General features: G+C 72.6%; 12 protein-coding genes. 4 read left to right on the top strand and 8 right to left on the bottom strand.

Going from position 1 to position 16,540, the window contains the following annotated elements; genetic code table 11:
* Positions 1–187: hypothetical protein (locus AC6EXY_RS28595; protein ID WP_499842436.1), on the top strand; the 187-nt coding region annotated here is incomplete at its 5' end.
* A gap of 568 nt (positions 188–755) precedes the next feature.
* Positions 756–2,237, top strand: coding sequence for a 30S ribosomal protein S1 (gene rpsA / locus AC6EXY_RS28590; protein ID WP_101830335.1), 1,482 nt, complete (start codon positions 756–758; stop codon positions 2,235–2,237).
* Positions 2,238–2,336: 99 nt separating this feature from the next.
* Here the strand turns inward: rpsA and AC6EXY_RS28585 are convergent, their stop codons facing one another.
* The gene (locus tag AC6EXY_RS28585; RefSeq protein WP_101830336.1) at positions 2,337–2,519 is read right to left on the bottom strand and encodes a Trm112 family protein; all 183 of its coding nucleotides are present in this window, start codon (positions 2,517–2,519) and stop codon (positions 2,337–2,339) included.
* Between the two features lie 219 nt (positions 2,520–2,738).
* Between AC6EXY_RS28585 and AC6EXY_RS28580 the strand changes: the two genes are divergently transcribed.
* Entirely contained in the window at positions 2,739–3,275 is a 537-nt protein-coding gene (locus tag AC6EXY_RS28580) for a glutathione peroxidase (protein WP_499818490.1), read from the top strand.
* A 131-nt stretch (positions 3,276–3,406) separates the two neighbouring features.
* Here AC6EXY_RS28580 and lysS read toward each other — a convergent pair whose 3' ends face one another.
* The 5 genes from lysS to AC6EXY_RS28555 form a co-directional block, all read right to left on the bottom strand.
* Positions 3,407–5,227 carry a lysine--tRNA ligase gene (gene lysS, locus AC6EXY_RS28575; RefSeq protein ID WP_499818491.1) on the bottom strand — a complete coding sequence of 607 codons (1,821 nt, stop codon included), beginning with the start codon at positions 5,225–5,227 and terminating at the stop codon, positions 3,407–3,409.
* A gap of 158 nt (positions 5,228–5,385) precedes the next feature.
* A complete protein-coding gene (locus AC6EXY_RS28570) occupies positions 5,386–6,408 on the bottom strand; it encodes a glycoside hydrolase family 26 protein (protein WP_499818492.1) in 1,023 nt (340 codons plus the stop codon).
* Entirely contained in the window at positions 6,405–7,427 is a 1,023-nt protein-coding gene (locus AC6EXY_RS28565) for a hypothetical protein (RefSeq protein ID WP_499818493.1), read from the bottom strand. Before AC6EXY_RS28565 ends, AC6EXY_RS28570 begins: the two co-directional genes overlap by 4 nt.
* A gap of 106 nt (positions 7,428–7,533) precedes the next feature.
* Positions 7,534–10,158 carry a hypothetical protein gene (locus AC6EXY_RS28560; protein WP_499818494.1) on the bottom strand — a complete coding sequence of 875 codons (2,625 nt, stop codon included), beginning with the start codon at positions 10,156–10,158 and terminating at the stop codon, positions 7,534–7,536.
* 458 nt (positions 10,159–10,616) lie between these two features.
* Complete coding sequence (locus tag AC6EXY_RS28555; protein ID WP_499818495.1) at positions 10,617–12,554, bottom strand: ABC transporter ATP-binding protein/permease; 1,938 nt, start codon at positions 12,552–12,554, stop codon at positions 10,617–10,619.
* 148 nt (positions 12,555–12,702) lie between these two features.
* Between AC6EXY_RS28555 and AC6EXY_RS28550 the strand changes: the two genes are divergently transcribed.
* A complete protein-coding gene (locus tag AC6EXY_RS28550) occupies positions 12,703–13,368 on the top strand; it encodes a DUF2461 domain-containing protein (protein ID WP_499818496.1) in 666 nt (221 codons plus the stop codon).
* A 69-nt stretch (positions 13,369–13,437) separates the two neighbouring features.
* On the opposite strand, the gene AC6EXY_RS28545 is transcribed toward AC6EXY_RS28550, so the two are convergent.
* Together AC6EXY_RS28545 and AC6EXY_RS28540 are read right to left on the bottom strand one after the other, a co-directional pair.
* Positions 13,438–15,285 carry a choline/carnitine O-acyltransferase gene (locus AC6EXY_RS28545; protein ID WP_499818497.1) on the bottom strand — a complete coding sequence of 616 codons (1,848 nt, stop codon included), beginning with the start codon at positions 15,283–15,285 and terminating at the stop codon, positions 13,438–13,440.
* 107 nt (positions 15,286–15,392) lie between these two features.
* Positions 15,393–16,535, bottom strand: coding sequence for a class I SAM-dependent methyltransferase (locus AC6EXY_RS28540; RefSeq protein WP_499818498.1), 1,143 nt, complete (start codon positions 16,533–16,535; stop codon positions 15,393–15,395).
* Between the last annotated feature and the right edge of the window lie 5 nt (positions 16,536–16,540).

Below are 16,540 nucleotides of genomic sequence, written 5' to 3'. Positions count from 1 at the left end.
CGCCCTCTTTTTTTATGAGACGGCGCCGAGCGTGTTGTTCACGCTAGCAGACACTCTTTCCCTTCACGTCGCTCTTCCGATCTCCGCCGGTGGCCGGATCGGTCTCGGCGGCCCGGCGGACGGCGCCGCGCGGCCGGGGCGGCCCGAGCGGCCGGGCGAGGCTGGGCGGCCGGGCGAGGCCGAGTGACCGGAGCGGGAGTCCGTCCCGGCTCCGCGTTCCCGTCGGACCGCCTGCCCTCCATCTGATTCCGCCAGGGGCACGCCGAGGCCTGGTACCGCGATGGCTCGGCCGCGCCCGCCAGGTCGAGGCACGGGCCGATATGTCGGCTTCGAGATTGACAATTCGGCGATCGGGCCGTGCTGTGCGGGCATGTCCGGGTGCGGCGTGGCCGCGAGTCCGCGGGCGGCCCGATGGGCGAGGCACCGCATGGACCACCTCGGCGGGTGTGTCAGGCGGACGCGTGGGGTTACGGCGACCGTCCATAGCTACATATGGCCGTCTTGTGTCTGCGCAGAGTGACCGCCGAGGCGGGTCGTGCGCGTCGGAGCGCCGACTCCCGTTGACCACTCCGGACACCCATCCCTAGACTTGGGTCTGTGCACGAGGGTCCGTGGGTCTCAGACCGAGCGGATCCACTCGAGCGTCGTTATCGGTTCTGACAGTTTCTTCGTTTCCCGCGTTGTATCTGTCCCTCGGTCCCGGCGGTTCGATCCGGCCCTCGCGCGGACGACCACCCCTAGTCGGAGCCGACCCCTTGACGAGCACCACCGACGTACGACCCGTGGAGACCGTGACCACCGCGCACAGCCCGACCACACCACAGGTAGCGGTCAACGACATCGGCTCGGCCGAAGACTTCCTCGCGGCAGTCGACAAGACGATCAAGTTCTTCAACGATGGCGACATCGTCGACGGCATCATCGTCAAGGTTGATCGCGACGAGGTGCTGCTCGACATCGGTTACAAGACCGAGGGCGTGATCCCGTCCCGCGAGCTGTCGATCAAGCACGATGTCGACCCGCACGAGGTCGTGAGTGTCGGCGACCACGTCGAGGCCCTTGTCCTCCAGAAGGAGGACAAAGAAGGCCGCCTGATCCTGTCCAAGAAGCGCGCCCAGTACGAGCGCGCCTGGGGCACGATCGAGAAGCTCAAGGACGAGGACGGCGTCGTCACCGGCACCGTCATCGAGGTCGTCAAGGGTGGTCTCATCCTCGACATCGGCCTGCGTGGCTTCCTGCCGGCTTCTCTCGTGGAGATGCGCCGAGTCCGCGACCTGCAGCCCTACGTGGGCCGAGAGCTCGAAGCGAAGATCATCGAGCTCGACAAGAACCGCAACAACGTCGTGCTCTCGCGGCGTGCCTGGCTCGAGCAGACCCAGAGCGAGGTCCGCTCCGAGTTCCTGGCGCAGCTGGCCAAGGGCCAGATCCGCAAGGGCGTCGTCAGCTCCATCGTCAACTTCGGTGCCTTCGTGGACCTGGGTGGCGTCGACGGGCTGGTGCACGTCTCGGAGCTGTCCTGGAAGCACATCGACCACCCGTCCGAGGTGGTCGAGGTCGGCCAGGAGGTCACCGTCGAGGTTCTCGACGTCGACCTCGACCGCGAGCGGGTCTCCCTGTCGCTGAAGGCGACGCAGGAGGACCCGTGGCGCCAGTTCGCCCGCACCCACGCCATCGGCCAGGTCGTTCCCGGCCGGGTCACCAAGCTGGTGCCGTTCGGTGCGTTCGTCCGGGTGGACGAGGGCATCGAGGGTCTGGTGCACATCTCCGAGCTCGCCGAGCGGCACGTGGAGATCCCCGAGCAGGTCGTGAACGTCGGTGACGAGATCCTGGTCAAGGTGATCGACATCGACCTCGACCGGCGCCGGATCAGCCTGTCGCTCAAGCAGGCGAACGAGGTGGCCGGGCTGGCCGTCGACGGCGAGGCCTTCGACCCGAGCCAGTACGGCATGGAAGCCAAGTACGACGAGCAGGGCAACTACGTCTACCCCGAGGGCTTCGACTCGGAGACCGGCGAGTGGCTGCCGGGCTTCGAGGAGCAGCAGGCGGAGTGGGAGCGGCAGTACGCCGAGGCCCAGACCCGGTTCGAGGCCCACCAGGCCCAGATCCGTGCCGCCCAGGAGGCCGACGCCGCCGCCGCGGCACCGTCCTCCTACACCTCCGCCCAGTCCGACCAGGCCCCCTCGGCGATCGACGAGGAAGCTCTGCGCCGGCTGCGGGAGCAGTTCGGCCGGGAGTAGCCGACCGGTTCGACCGTTGCGCGGGGCCCGAGGAGCGATCCTCGGGCCCCGTCGCATGTCCGGCCCGGCTCCGGCTGGCTGGTCGCCGAGAGGGTGGGCTCAGCGGCCCGAGCGGGCCTGCGCCGCGTCGACGTGATCCGGCCGCAGCAGGATCGGCACGTCGTCGCGGACCTCGTAGCGGTGGCCGAGGCGCGGGTTCACCAGCCATCCGTCGACCAGTTCCAGCGGGCCCTTGTCGACGGGGCAGGCAATGATCTTCAGCAGGTCCGGTTCGATGCTCATCTGGGTGCGGTTCCTGTTCGCTCGTCCCGCGGCGGTGCCAGGTCGGCCCGCCATGGGCGGTCACGGATACGTCGGTACCCCATGAGCATCCCAGACCCCGTTTTACGTCACCGGGATGGTGATTTAAAAGGGTGAGTGGGGTAGCGTCGGGCATGTTGGGCGGCCGGACGAGCCGGCCGCGACATCCCGGACCATCCGCATCTGAGAGTCAGGTTCACCGTGACTGTTCATGACTTCACCGTGGAAGCCGCCGACGGCAGCGACCGTTCGCTGGGCGACTACGCCGGCCAGACGCTGCTGATCGTCAACGTCGCCAGCAAGTGCGGCCTGACGCCGCAGTACGAGGGGCTCGAAGCGCTCTACCAGGAGCTGCATGGCCGTGGCCTGGAGATCCTCGGCTTCCCCTGCAACCAGTTCGGCGGCCAGGAGCCGGGCACCAACGAGGAGATCCAGAGCTTCTGCTCGACGAACTACAACGTCACGTTCCCGGTCCTGAACAAGGTCGAGGTCAACGGCTCGGGAGCCACGCCGCTCTACCAGTACCTGCGCTCCGAGGCGCCGGGCGACTTCGGTCCGGACGCCGGCTTCCTCTACGAGCACATCCAGAAGAGCCGTCCCGAGGCGATCGGCACCGATGAGGTCAAGTGGAACTTCACCAAGTTCCTCGTCGACGGGGCGGGCAACGTCGTGCGCCGCTACGAGCCGACCGTCACCCCTGAGGAGATCCGCAAGGACCTCGACGCCGCGCTGGCCTGAGCGCGGCCCCCAGGCCGCCGGTGCCCGTCCCCGACCATGTGTCACGGGGTCGGGCGCCGGCCGTCAGCCAGCCCCGCCGGTCAGCCAGCCCCGCCGGTCAGCCAGCCCCGCCGGTCAGCCAGCCCTGCCGGTCAGCCAGCCCCGCCGGTCAGCAGGGTGCGGATCCGCTCGGGGCCGACGGCGAGCAGCAGCGTGGGCAGCCGCGGGCCGGTGTCCCGGCCCACCAGCAGCTGGTAGACGAGCACGAAGAAGGCTCGCTGTGCCTGCTTGAGCTCGGCCGTGGGCGGTGCGTCGGCGGGTAGCCCGCGCAGGAGCTTCGGCACCGCGTAGGTAAGCGCTGTCAGTCCGTCCAGCGACCAGTCCTGGTCAAGTCCGTCAACGAGGATCTCCAGCGCCTTCGCCTCGTCGGCGCCGAGGGACGCGAGCGTTGCCCGGTCCGGCTCGGTCCGCACGATGGTCCGCGCCTCGGCCGGGACATGTTCACGGGTCCAGGCCCGGGCGCAGTCCAGCCGGGGCCGCAGGTCGGCGAGGTCGAACGGTGCCGTGTCGGCTGAGCCCGCGGGGCCGGTGGCGCGGGCCTGGCGCAGGATCCGCAGGATCTGGGTCGGGTCGTCGGCGGTGATGTCGCAGATCGACGACAGCAGCCGGAACGGGAACACCGTGCGCGGCGCGTCGACCGGGCCGCGAGCCGCGGTCGCACGGGAGCGGTCCAGCACCGCGGCCTCCGCCGGCTCCACGCCACCCTCGGCGGCGCGGCGGTTCAGCGCGTCCCACTCGTCATAGACACGCAACACCTCCGGCCCGAAATCGACGGTGATCGCCTGGTTCGGCCGGCGTCGGGCGTAGATCCACCGCACGATCGCCGGTTCGAGGATCTGCAGCGCGTCCGCCGGGGTCGGAGCCCCGCCGGCGGAGCCGGACAGCTTCGCCCGCCCGCGCACGCCGACGAACGAGTACGGCAGGTACACCGGCGCCTCGCCGTCGAACACCTCCCGCACGATGCTCCCGCCGACCGTGAAGCTGGAGCCGGGGGAGGAGTGATCCACCCCGCCGGCCTCGAACGACACGTTCTCGAAGGCCCAGCGCATCGGCCAGTCGACCTTCCACACCAGCTTCCCGGTCGCCGGGCCGCGGATGTCGAACCGCCCGTGGTTGGCGCAGGAGTGGCAGGTGTAGTCGCCCTGCCCGGACGCGCCGTCGAACGCGGCGACGGCTGTCGTGTCGCGGCCGCAGACGTCGCAGTACGGGCGGAACGGGAAGTACCCGACCGCCGACGCGGACTCCTCGTCCTCTGCGGCCCCCTCGTCGGCGGCGACGTCGACATCCGCCCCGGCGGCCGGGTCGGCGTCCGCGGCGCCGCGACCAGCCCGGCCCCCACGCCCGGCCTTCCCGCCGCCGCCGGCCTTCGGGCGGCCGGCGGCGCCGACCCCACCGCCGGCGCCGCCGGTGCTGTCAGTGTCGCCGGGCGCCGGTACGAGGGTGCGGTAGCGGCCGAGGATGGCGTCGATGGTGCCGGCGGCGGCGACCGCGCGGGCGATGCCGTCCGCGTAGGCGCCCGCGCGGTACATCTCGGTCTGGCTGATCTCCCGGACCTCGATGCCGAGGCGGCCCAGCGCCGCGCGGAACGGCGCCTTGAACCGCTCGGCCCAGTTCGGGAACTCGCCCCACGGGTCGGGGACCGCGCTCAGCGGCCGGCCGACGTGCTCGGCGAAGTCGGTGGGCACGCCGGCGGGCACCTTGCGCAGCCGATCGTAGTCGTCCCAGGACAGGATGTGCTCACAGGGGACCCCGCGGGACCGGATCTCCTCGGCGACCAGGTGCGGGACGAGGATCTCCCGCAGATTGCCGAGGTGGATGGGCCCCGACGGACTGATGCCGGACGCGCAGACGACCGTGCCGTCGCCCGGGCGCCGAGCCGCTCGTTCGATCGCGTCATCCGCGGCCCTGGTCATCCAGTCCTGGCGATCCACCACAGCCCCACCCACATTTCCGCCGTCGAACTCTTGACACCAACCCTAACGGTCCGAACGAACCCTCCGGCGGGCGCGGGCGTCACCGGCCGACGCCGTCCGCCGGCGTCCCGGGCGGCACCGGGCCCGGTGCCGCGGGGTCACTGCGCGCCGAAGAGCTTCAGGTAGCGTTTGGACGCCTTCGGGTTGAGGCTCGGCTGGTACAGCGACGAGCGGACGTTCTCCGGCTCGGCGTTGTTGTAGTAGGCCTCGTAGGCGAGATCCTTCGCGTTGGCGGCGAACGTCTCGTACATCTTGTGGATGTAGAACGGGTTGTCCCCGCCGCCGCCGTTCGAGCGGACGAGGCCCCACTCCGGAACCGCGAACTTCTTGCCGTGCGCGCGGGCGAACTGGATGACCGTGCACAGCCCGGAACGCATGTGGCACTGCCGGTTCCAGGTCGTCTCGCTGGCGGATGCGGGGAAGTGGTCGTAGGAGTCGATGCTGACGATGTCGACGTACTCGTCGCCGGGATAGGCGTCCCACACGTCCCGCCCGCTGCCGGGCAGCGTGTCGTTGTGGGCGTTCATGTTCCAGTCGATTTTCACGCCGGGCGCGGTGGAACGCAGCGCGGTGACCTCCCGGCGGAAGCACGCCTTCCAGGCCTCGGGGTCGCGCACGTGCCAGTACATGTAGCCGCCGTTGAACTCCCAGCCGAGCCGGATGTAGGCGTCGGCCCGGCCGTGCTTCGTCAGGGTGGTGCCGAACGTCCGCCAGTAGTCATCGTAGGCGCCGGTGGCACAGGTGGCCTCGTTGCCGTCCGGCGGGTACAGCGGCTGCGCGATCGACAGCTCGCCGGGGAACCTGTCCCGGGGGAACGCGGACGCCGGCCAGTCCGCCGAGACCATGCTTGCCCAGTCCTTGCGGACGGTGAAGACGACCGCGAGACCGACCTTGTTGCCGGTGAAGGTGCCCCAGGCGTTGACGGCGTCGGGATAGTTGCCGTTCGCACCCGACACCCAGCGCACCCCGGCCGGGCTCGGGTCGGTGTCGTTCGAGGAACCGGAGCACGCGCCCAGCCCGGCGGCCAGCAGGCCGAGGACCAGCACGACCGTGAGGATCGCGGGCCGTGGCCGGCGCGGCCGGCGACCCACTGCGAACAGCGATGCTCGGAGACCACTCACGCGGCTGACGGGCGGTGCGGTGTCGGACTGGCCGTGGTCATCCCGGACGCGATGGCGGGCATGGTCGGCGTGAGGGGCGCGGCGCTCGGCGCGGGCTCGGGCGCCCGGCGCGCGGGCAGCGGCTCCTCGCGCTCGCGCAGCCACTGCGCGACGGCCTCGGCCTCGGCCGGCCAGTCGTGGCCGGGGACGAGCGCGCCACCAAGCTCCATGTGGGTGGCCAGCGACGGCTCCGGAACGATCATGGTCCGCCGGCGCCGCTCGGGGCGGGCCAGCGCCACGGCGTTCAGCGAGGCGCGCAGGCCGGTCAGCGCGGCGCGGCGGGCGATGCGGCCGGCGGCTGTCGGCGGCTGCTCCCGCGGCGGCTCCCCGCCGAGGTCCGCCAGCCGGAAGGGCTGCATGCCCTGCAGGGTCAGGCAGGTCGCCCGGTCGAACGCGCCGCCGACGAAGGGGATCGAGCGCAGCAGCCGCTCGTCCTGCACCAGCGTGCCGACGCGTACGCCGAACGTGCTGGTCGTGGTGGCGGCGCGGACCCAGGGGACGCCGTCGACGAGAGGGACACCGCTCGGACTGCCGTCGCTTTGCTCGACCTGGGGGCGGCGTCGGGTCGACGCCTCGGTGAAGCGCACCGTGCTGTACAGGGTGAAATACTCGGCGTCGGGTCGGGCCGCGGCTGCGGAGACAAGCGCCGACATGGAGCGCTCTGTGTACAGATAGTCGTCTTCGGCCAGCCATACCAGATCGTCGGGCGCCCACCGCCGCAGCCGGGGCATGCGCAGCACGTGTCGATAGGACGAGCGGTTGCTGCCACAGGTGACCTGAACGACCTCGCCCGCCGCCGACATCAGGGACAGCCGATCCGCCGGGATCGAGCCATCGTTGACGAAGACGATCCGTGTCGGGATGCCGACCCTTTCCACGGCGCGCAGGAGGGACGCGAGCGCGAGCTGCTTGCTGTAGAAGGACGGCCGGTTCTTCGAGTTCTCGGAACCAACCGAGCGATACAGGATGCGCAGAATCATCTCAACTCCCCCGCCCCGAGCGGGCGGCATTCACAGGAACGGTCTTGACGCCGGTCGAGATCCTACATATACCTTGCGCCGTCGCCGGTGCTGCCGCGCCCGGGCGTCACGACGCTCCCGGCCCGGCAGCCGACACGTCGCCCACCTTCTCGGCCATCTCGCTGTCGGCCTGCGCCGGATCCTCCGCGGCGGCGCCGGCCTCCCGCTCGGCCTCACGGGCGGCGGAGGCTACCAGCAGGAACCAGAACGGCACGGTGATCCAGAACGCGGCGATGTAGCCGACGACGGCGCCGGTCGCACCGCCGAGTTCCAATCCCACCACCGGATAGACCAGCAGCTGCGGGGCGAGGATCAGGTTCGCGCGGAATGTCAGCTTGGCCTTGCCCAGAGCGTAGAGCATGCAGGCAGGGCCCACGGTGGCGGCCGGTCCGGCCTGCTGCACGATGGACAGCGCGAGCAGATGGTGGGTCTGCTCCCAGGTGTCACCGAGCAGCGCGTGCCCGACGCTCGTCGGCAGCACCAGGAAGATCATTCCCCACACCACGCCGACACCGACGATCACCGCGGACAGCGCGTAGGCGGCGCGCAGCCGAGCACTCGCCGACATGTCCTTGCGGCGGGAGAACTCCGGGATCGCCCAGCTGACGATGCCTACGGCGAGGATCGTCGTGGGCCCGAGCAGGGTCTGCACGCCGCGCAGGGCGCCGACGAGGTCGATCGCCCCCAGCGTGCCGAGCAGGAGCGTGGACGCCTGCTGGGCGCCCTGCACGGTCAGGTACTCGGCGCTCATGTAGCCGTTGATGTCGCGGTGCTCCGCGAGCCAGGCGCGCAGCTGCCCGGTCGCCGGGGTGAACCCGGCCTGGTAGATGCCGAGCACCGCCGCGACCGCGGCCGCGCCGCCCCAGGCGAGCAGCATCGCCCACGAGGTCGTCACGTCGCGGACGATCAGCGCGAAGATCGCCGCGAACTGGACGACGGCCCACACGCCGTCGTTGATCGCGGCGGCAGCCGGTCTGCCCTCGGCGAAGAACACCTGCCGCCAGGCGTCCTGCAACAGCAGCGCCGGGAACACCAGCCCCATCGCCACGAGCGACTTCCCGACCGCCCCACCCACGCCGAGCCCGACGACCAGAGTCACCACGCCGGACAGCAGCCCGATCACGAAGGCGGTGCCGGTCCCCGCCGCGCCCGCCGCGCGGAAGACCCGCGGGGAGGCATCCGCGAACTTGATGCCCAGCGGCGAGGTGCCCGCCGCCTTCGAGAAGCCGATCATCAGCGAGAAGATCGCGAAGGCGATGCCGAAGGCACCGAACTCCGACGTGCTGCTGACGCTGTTGGCGATCACGAACGACATCACGGCGTTCGTGCCGCTGGAGAGCACCTGGTCGACCAGCGTCCAGATGGCCCGCGACCGGGACGAGCCGTGGGTGGTCCGCTCGACGCGGTGCCGCCCGCCGGCGCCGATCTCCTCGCTGAGGTCGGCCAGGCCGTAGTCGGCCGGCTCGGTGGCCGACGCGCCGTCCGCGGGGGCGCCGCCGCCGTGCCCGCGCGCACCACCGGCCAGGCGGTCGCCACGGCCGGGCGCCGCCGTCTCCGGTCGGATGAGGCTGCCGAGGAAGAACTCGCCGGTCATCGTCCCGGACATCGGGATCAGGCCCTCGGCCGTCGGCGCGTGCGGCACCCGGAAGCTCTCCGCGCCGGGCACCCGCCGGCTGCGCAGACCTCGGATGATCTGGGTGCGCTCGTGGTCGAACGGCTCCACCCGGCGCGATGGCTCACCGCCCGGCCGCCCGTCGCGGGCGGGACCGGCGAGGCGCGCGTCCGCCTCCCGAGCGCGGCCCACGCCCCGGGAACCACCACCGTCGAGACCGCCCACGGCGCCACCGCCGTCACGGCCGGCGGGGCGCGGGACGTCGTCGTGGCCCGCGCCACCGCGCGCGTCCGGTCGCAGTGTGTCGTCGCGGCGGGGATCACCCCGGCGGATGGTGGCCGTGCTGTCCCAGCCCGCCTGTTCCCAGGCCCGCGCCGGCCCGTGTTCGCGGCGCGGATCACGGACCTGGCCGTACCCGAACTGGCTGCCGTGGCCGTACCCGTGCCCCTGGCGATGGGCGCCGTCGGCGTCCGCCTCCCGGTCACGCGCCCATCCCGTGTCGCGGGCGAAATGCTCCGGCGGGTCGGCCTGCCGGCCGTACTCGGGGTCCTCGCCGCGGTTGCGACGGCGCTGATCCCGTCGGGCGGCCGCGTGCAACGCCGGGTCCAGCGCGGGAGCGGGATCCGGGGATGCCGCGGACCGCGGCCCCGTTCCCGGCCCCGTTCCCGGCGTCGGGCGGTCGTCGCGCGCGGGGGGCCGCGGCGGTCCGGGTTCCTGGCTGTCGCCGCCCGTGGCGGCGGGGCGCGGTGGCGGGTCGGCGGGGCCGGTTTCGGCCGCCATGGGCATGCCGAGACGGCGGCGCAGCTCGGCGAGCTCGGCCGTGGTGGCGATGCCCGCCGCTCCCGGCCGGGTGGATCGCGTCGCGCCGGGCTGCGAAGGTGGCGCCGCCGCCTGGGCCTGGGCCTGGGGCGCTGGCTGGGCGCGCGCGTCCGGGGCGGCGGGCACGCTCGCCTCCGGCCGGGTCCGCGACCTGGCCTGGGAGCGCGGCTCGGCTGGCGGGGTGGGCGCGGTCGACGGGGAACGGTGGGGAGCGTCGCGCCGCGGGTTGGTCTGGGCGGGGGCCTGATCGGCCTCGGTCACCGGTGGCTGCCCTGGGGGGCGCCGACGCGGCGGCCGGTCGCGAGGGTCGTCATCGGACGGGAATCCGTGGGCGGACTCATCCATCCACCGCCGACCGTCCTCTCCATGCCGTCTCCGTCATTGGTCCTCGGCCGACCCGTCCGCCGGGAATGGCCGGCCCTCACCGGGCGTGCCCGGGCTGCGTCCGATCCGCCGACGCTGACGTGGCGGCAGACATGTCGATGGTAGCCCGATGCGGGTGACGCGTCTGGGCCGGCCGTGGCGGGTGTGCTTCATCCAACCGCCCACGGTGGCCGACGGTTGCCCAGGCCGGGCCGGTGGCGCCGAGGGCGCGCCGCACCCCGTTCCCCCTTAGAGATGTGCGCCACCCCGTGCCGGGATGACGGGCTGATCGTAACAACCACGGCGTTCGCGCCGGTGGCCGGGCATACGCGCTCCCGCGGCGCGCGCGGGGCTGATCAGGGGTGGCGGCGGCGGAGCGTGACCGCGGCGAGGCTGAGAGCGGCAAGTGTGCAGCCGATCACAATCACGAGGTCCCGGACCAGCAGGCGGTCGATGGCGTCCGACTCCGTCAGCCGGCCCATCGCGTCCACCACGTAGGTCATCGGCATGACAACGCTCAGCCGGTCGAGCGCGGGCAGCATGTCCTGGCGGGGGACGAGGGTGCCGCAGAGCATGAACTGGGGGATGAGCGCGGCCGGGATGAGCTGGACCGCCTCGAACTCGGTCCGGGCGAAGGCGCTCATCCACAGGCCGAGCGCCGTGCCGAGGAACGAACTCAGGATCGCCGCGACGAAGAGCATCGACGCGGAGCCCCGCACGGTGAGCCCGAGCGCGGCGACGGTCAGCGCCGTGGCCAGCGCGGCCTGCGCCGCCGCGACGACCGCGAACGCCAGCCCATAGCCGACGAGCAGGTCCCCACGGCCGACCGGAGTGGTGAGCAGCCGCTCGAGCGTCCCGGAGGTGCGCTCGCGCAGCATGGCGACGGACGTCACGAAGAACATCGTCATCAGCGGGAAGACACCGAGCAGCGCCGCCCCCGCACGGTCGAAGGTGTCCGGCGAGCGGTGGAAGAGCAGGCGCAGCGTCAGCAGCAGCACCGGCGGAAGAACCAGGACCAGGGCGATGGTCCGCCGGTCGCGGCCGAGCTGGCGCAGCACCCGGCCGGCCGTGGCCCGCGTGCGCAGTGTGCTGACCGGCCGCCGGGGCGGGCAGGGCGCGACCCCTGGGGGATGGCCCGCGCCGCGTCGCGCCGCCCGGCCCGCGTCGCGCCCCCGCCCGCGACGACCGCCAGCCCCGATCCCGCCACGGCGGCCGTCGTCGTCCGCCACGTCGTCCGCCACGTCGTCGGCCACGTCGTCGGTGCCGGCCAGGTCGTCGGTGCCGGCGACGTCGTCAATGCCGTCGTCGTCGGCCGTGACGGGGTGGGATTGGCCCGGCGGACCGTCCTCGGCTGCCTGCGGGCGCCCTGCGGGGTGCGGGTGACCCGTGGTGTGGGGGCGAGCCGTGGTGCGGGGGCGAGTCGTGGCATCGTCGAGAGAGACGACGGGTGACGGGCGGCGGGGGTTCTCGACGAGGCGGAGGAATCCTTCCTCCAGGTCGCCGCAGTCGGTCGTGGCGAGCAGCTGGGCCGGGCTCCCCTCGGCGAGCAGCCGTCCCTCGTAGAGCAGCAGCAGCCGGTCGCAGCGGTTGGCCTCGTCCATTACGTGCGAGCTGACCAGGATGGTCATGCCACCACGGGCCAGCGTCCGGAAGTCCGCCCACAGGCTCCGGCGTAGCAGCGGGTCGGCCCCGACGGTCGGCTCGTCGAGGACGAGCACGTCGGTCCCGCTGATCATCGCCGCGGCGAGGGACACCCGGGACCGCTGGCCGCCGGAGAGACGCTCCACCAGCATCGAGGCCTGCTCGGTCAGCCCGACGCTGGCGATCAGCGCGTCCAGGTAGCCGGGCGCCCAGGTCGGGTCGCCGGGATCGCCGGCCCGGACGACCTCGATGAAGTAGTGCAGGTTCTCGCGGACGGTCAGATCCCCGTATACCGAGGCGGCCTGGGTCGCGTAGCCGACCCGCCGGCGCAGGCAGCTGTCGCCCGCCGCGTAGCCGAGGACCCGCAGCTGCCCGTCGACCCCGCTCTGCACGCCCACGATCGACCGCAGCAGCGTGGTCTTGCCGCAGCCACTGGGCCCGATCACTCCGGTGACGCTGCCGCGGCGCACCTGGAACGAGATCCCGTGGATGACCTCGTGGCCGCCCTGCCCGCGCCGATGCGCACCGCGCCGCACCCGCAGGTCGGCGGCGACGACGGCGGGCAGGTCCCCGGGCGCGTCCGGCGGCGCGGACGGCCCGTCCAGATCCAGCCCGACGAGGCCGCCGGGCAGGGGACGGGATCCATGCTGCACCCGCCGCATCCTTCCAACACCGGCGCCGCGCACGCGAGACGTCCACCCGGCGAGTCCCGCCGCGGACGATGCCCGGTGCTGTCGGTGGTGGCCCGTAGGCTGCGCCGCGACGAGTGTCCATCCTGGTACAGGAGGGGAGGGGTCGGTCGTGAGCAGCGGGACGGTGCCCGAGTTCGCCGGGTTCCCCGCCGAGGCGCTGATCTTCTACGAGGGGCTGGAGGCGGACAACAGCAAGGCGTACTGGACGGATCATCGCGATCTCTACGACAAGGCGGTGCGCGGGCCGATGCTCGCCCTGCTGACCGCGCTCGAGCCGGAGTTCGGCGAGTCGCACCTGTTCCGGCCGCATCGCGACGTCCGGTTCTCCAAGGACAAGTCGCCGTACAAGACGGCGATCGGCGCCTACATCACCGGCGGCGGCTACGTCCAGGTGTCGGCGAACGGCCTGATGGTGGCCTGCGGCTACTGGCAGACGGCGTCCGACCAGGTGGAGCGGCTACGGGCGGCGATCGCCGACGACGTCACCGGCCCGAAGCTGGAAGCGGTCGTCGATCGCCTGCGGGAGGAGGGCTACGAGATCTCCGGCAACCGGCTGAAGACCCGCCCGCGCGGCTACGACGCGGACCATCCCCGCATCGAGCTGCTCCGGCACCGGACGATCACCGTCCACCGTGAGTACGGCGAGCCGCCGTGGCTCGCGACTCCCGAATGCGCCGGTCAGGTGGCCGCCGCCTGGCGCGAGATGCGCCTGCTGCGCGACTGGCTCGACCGCCACGTCGGCCCCACCCGTCTGCCCGACACCCGCCGCCGCTGACCCCGCCCGGCCCGGCCCTCGACGGGGGTCGGGCTGGGCGGGGCTGTCGTGTGGTGTGCCCGGAGTCGGTTACTCCCGCGGGGGCTCGGAGGCGAGCAGGTCCTGGAGTTCGCGCAGGGCGCGGGTGAGCTCGTCGGCGAAGGCGTGCATGCCGTCGGCGACCGGGCGGGGGGTGCTCAGGTAGAGGTTGAACCGGTCTGGCAGCAGCACGTACGCCACGCCGACGCACTGGGCGCTCGTCGAGCCGAAGCCGAAGAACTCGACGTTGACCGACGGCGCCGAGCTGGTGCTCAGGAAGTCGTCACGGGTCTTCAGCCAGCCCGGCGTCGAGTACAGCGCGAGGGACTCCTCGGCGACGCCGAGCTCGGCGCCGCGGCGGCGGGCGATGAACTGCAGCTCCCACAGGTGCTGCTCGGGAGCCCGCCCGCCCTGGCAGTCGCGGGCCCGGGTCACGTGGGCGTCCGCGGCGGCGCGGAACGCGGCCCGCCGCGCCGCCGCGTCCACGGCCGGGTCCTGCATGGCTTCGACGAAGGCGACGACCTGCGGGGTGACCACGCGCATCGCCTCGGTGCGCCCGCGCCGCCAGCCGCGGGTGGCGATCGACTCGTAGGTGGCGCCGATGTGCCCCTTGGACCGCACATGGGCCAGCTGGTAGGCGAGCTGGACGAACGCGTCGGGGGACATCCGCAGCCGCTTGGCCTGGTTCTGGCCGAAGTCGTCGAAGGTCAGCACGGTCGACGCGGTGCCGGCGGCGAAGGCGGCGAAAGCCTCCCCTGCGGCGGCGACGTCGGCCCGCAGCTCGTCGTCGAGGACGAACTCGACCGGGTCGACGGCGGGCAGGCCCTGTGGACGGGCGCCGGAGGCGGCGGAGTGTTCCCGCGGTGAGGTGGCGAGCAGGTCGTCGACGAAGCTGAGGATCGTCGTGCCGTCCAGGCCGCAGTGCTCCACGTTGATACCCGCGCGGCCGTCCGGAAAGACGATCAGCGACACCGACTTGTCGAACCAGCGGTTGGCGGCATCGCCGTGCAGAAGCTGGTCGCAGGCGGCGAGGTTGCCATCCGGGTTGACGTCCTCCAGCCCGACGCAGAACAGCGCGGTCTCGACGGTGTCCAGCGCGGCGGCGTTCGCCGGGTCGAGGGCCAGCAGACGGGCGCGGTTGCCCGCCCACTCGGCGCGCGCCCCGGTGGTGAGCTGGCCGACCGCCGTGTCCGCCGGGGCCCGCGTCGGGGTGGCCTTGAGGACGGCGTCGAGGCCCGCGGTGAGGTCGTCGAGGGTGTACGGGGCTCCGTCGGGGCCGACGACGTCCATCCGGACCAGGTTGCCCCGGTGCAGGACGACGATGTGGCGGGCCTGCGACGGGCCGGGCCAGTCGGCGCTGTAGGGGGTGCGGACGGTGTCCTGCGGCACGCCCGGGATGCGGGTGGTGGAGAACAGGAACGTGTTCTGCGCCATCGACAGCGGAGTACCGCGCTGCGTGACCGGCTCGACCCGCTCGTCGTCCAGGCGCAGCTTGTAGTCGACGGCGGCGGCGATGAGGCCCGCGGCCCGCTCGACCTGCGGTCGGTCGGTGGACAGCTCGGCGTCGGCGAACAGGAAGACGTAGTTGGCGTTGAGGGCGATGCGGTCACGCCGGCCGAGGTAGCGGGAGTCCCAGAAGTCGTCCAGCCAGCTGTGCACGCCCTCGCGGGCGTCGTAGCGCTCCAGCTCGGCGTGCAGGATCGGGCCGGGGCCGCCCGGGGCCTGGAAGGCGGCCACCGCCGCCGCGGTTCGCTCGCGCTCGGCCGGGGTCAGCAGCGGCGCGGACCAGACGAGGAATCGCTCGCAGCTCTCGGCAAGCGCGGGCAGCGGCACCCGGGGGAGCTGGTCGTCGTGGGCGAAGGTCCCGCAGGAGCTTCGGGCGGACGTCGTCGCGTTCAATCTGTGCCTCGGCTTGTCAGGTGGGGCTCGGTCGTCTCATCGTCGCCCGGTGGGCGGCGGCGTGCGAGGTCCATGGGACTTTCGGATCGAATCGTGCGGCGCGGGCGTCAGCCGGGCCGCCCGATCAGGGAGTCGGCCGGGTGGCCCGCGCGGGCGGTGCGCCGGGCGGGGGCGCGCCGCGGCCGGGAGACGTGCAGCCGCGCGTACAGCCACCCGTCGCTCTCCAGACCGCGCGGGTCGACGCCGACGGCGGCGAGCGTGTCGAGGACCTGCTGCTGCTCCTGGGCCGAGGCGAAGCGGCGCTGCGGGAACACCCCCTCGACGTGCACGGTGTCGTAGCCGAGCGCGTCGAGGACCTCGGTGAACGGGTCGAAGGAGAACATCCGCAGGACGAAGTGGGCCATCCACGGGCGGTCGGAGCGCTCGGAGGCACTGGCGATCCGGTCGATGGTGCGTTCGGTGACGTAGCCGATGCAGCCGGTGGACACGACGAAGTCGGCGCCGGCGAGCACGGTGCGTTCGGCCTCGGTGGGGTCGCGTTCCTCCAGGTCGGCGCAGACGGCGTCGTCGAGGAAGCCGGCCGCCCGGGCGTAGGACACCGCCGGCCGCGAGCTGTCGAGGCCGACGAACCGGGGCGTGGCCCGCGACTGGCGGGCCTGGACGAGCTCTCGGTCGTGCGCCAGCAGGACGGCGCGGTCCGGGGCCTCGCCGTCCCGCTCGCCGTACCGGTCGTACATGTCGTCCATCGTCAGGCCGCAGCGCAGCAGCGCCGCGTTCACCCCGTAGGAGCAGCCGACGTCCAGCACGGTCGGCGGGCGGCGCAGCCGGGCCCGACGCTCCTCGATCAGCTGGCTGAAGAACGGTCTGGCGAGCTGGGGAATGACGTAGTCGAGACGTCGCAGCGTGCTGAAGTACGCGTGCGGATCGGGCTGGGTGTAAATGTGGTCGAGCGACACCTTGCCGGTCTCGTCGAAGCGCATCGCGCCCTCGCGGTGCGCCCCGTCACGGGCCGCGCCGCCGGGTGCGGCGGGGACGGGCGCGGAGACCTCCCGTTGTTTGTGCACGCCGTTGGACTGCCCCTGCGCCCGCACCATGCGCCGGTTCGCGGCCGGCGGGACGGCGTGCGCGGCCGGGGTGGCGGGAATAGCGCCCATGCCGGCAATGGCGGCGGAGACTTCGGTCTCGGCGGCGGCGGCGTCGGCGGTGGAGTTGACGGTGGCGTCGGTGGGGTTGACGTCGTCGGAATGCACGCGGA

The organism is Frankia sp. RB5 (assembly GCF_059816245.1).
Note: the sequence above shows the minus strand (reverse complement) of the source record. Positions and strands in the feature narration are given on the sequence as shown.

What these genes read in the sequence shown, in the direction of transcription:
- AC6EXY_RS28585 (WP_101830336.1), bottom strand. Translation starts at nt 2,519, where the DNA reads ATGAGCATCGAACCGGACCTGCTGAAGATCATTGCCTGCCCCGTCGAC.
- lysS (WP_499818491.1), bottom strand. Translation starts at nt 5,227, where the DNA reads ATGACCAGGGCCGCGGATGACGCGATCGAACGAGCGGCTCGGCGCCCG.
- AC6EXY_RS28565 (WP_499818493.1), bottom strand. Translation starts at nt 7,427, where the DNA reads ATGATTCTGCGCATCCTGTATCGCTCGGTTGGTTCCGAGAACTCGAAG.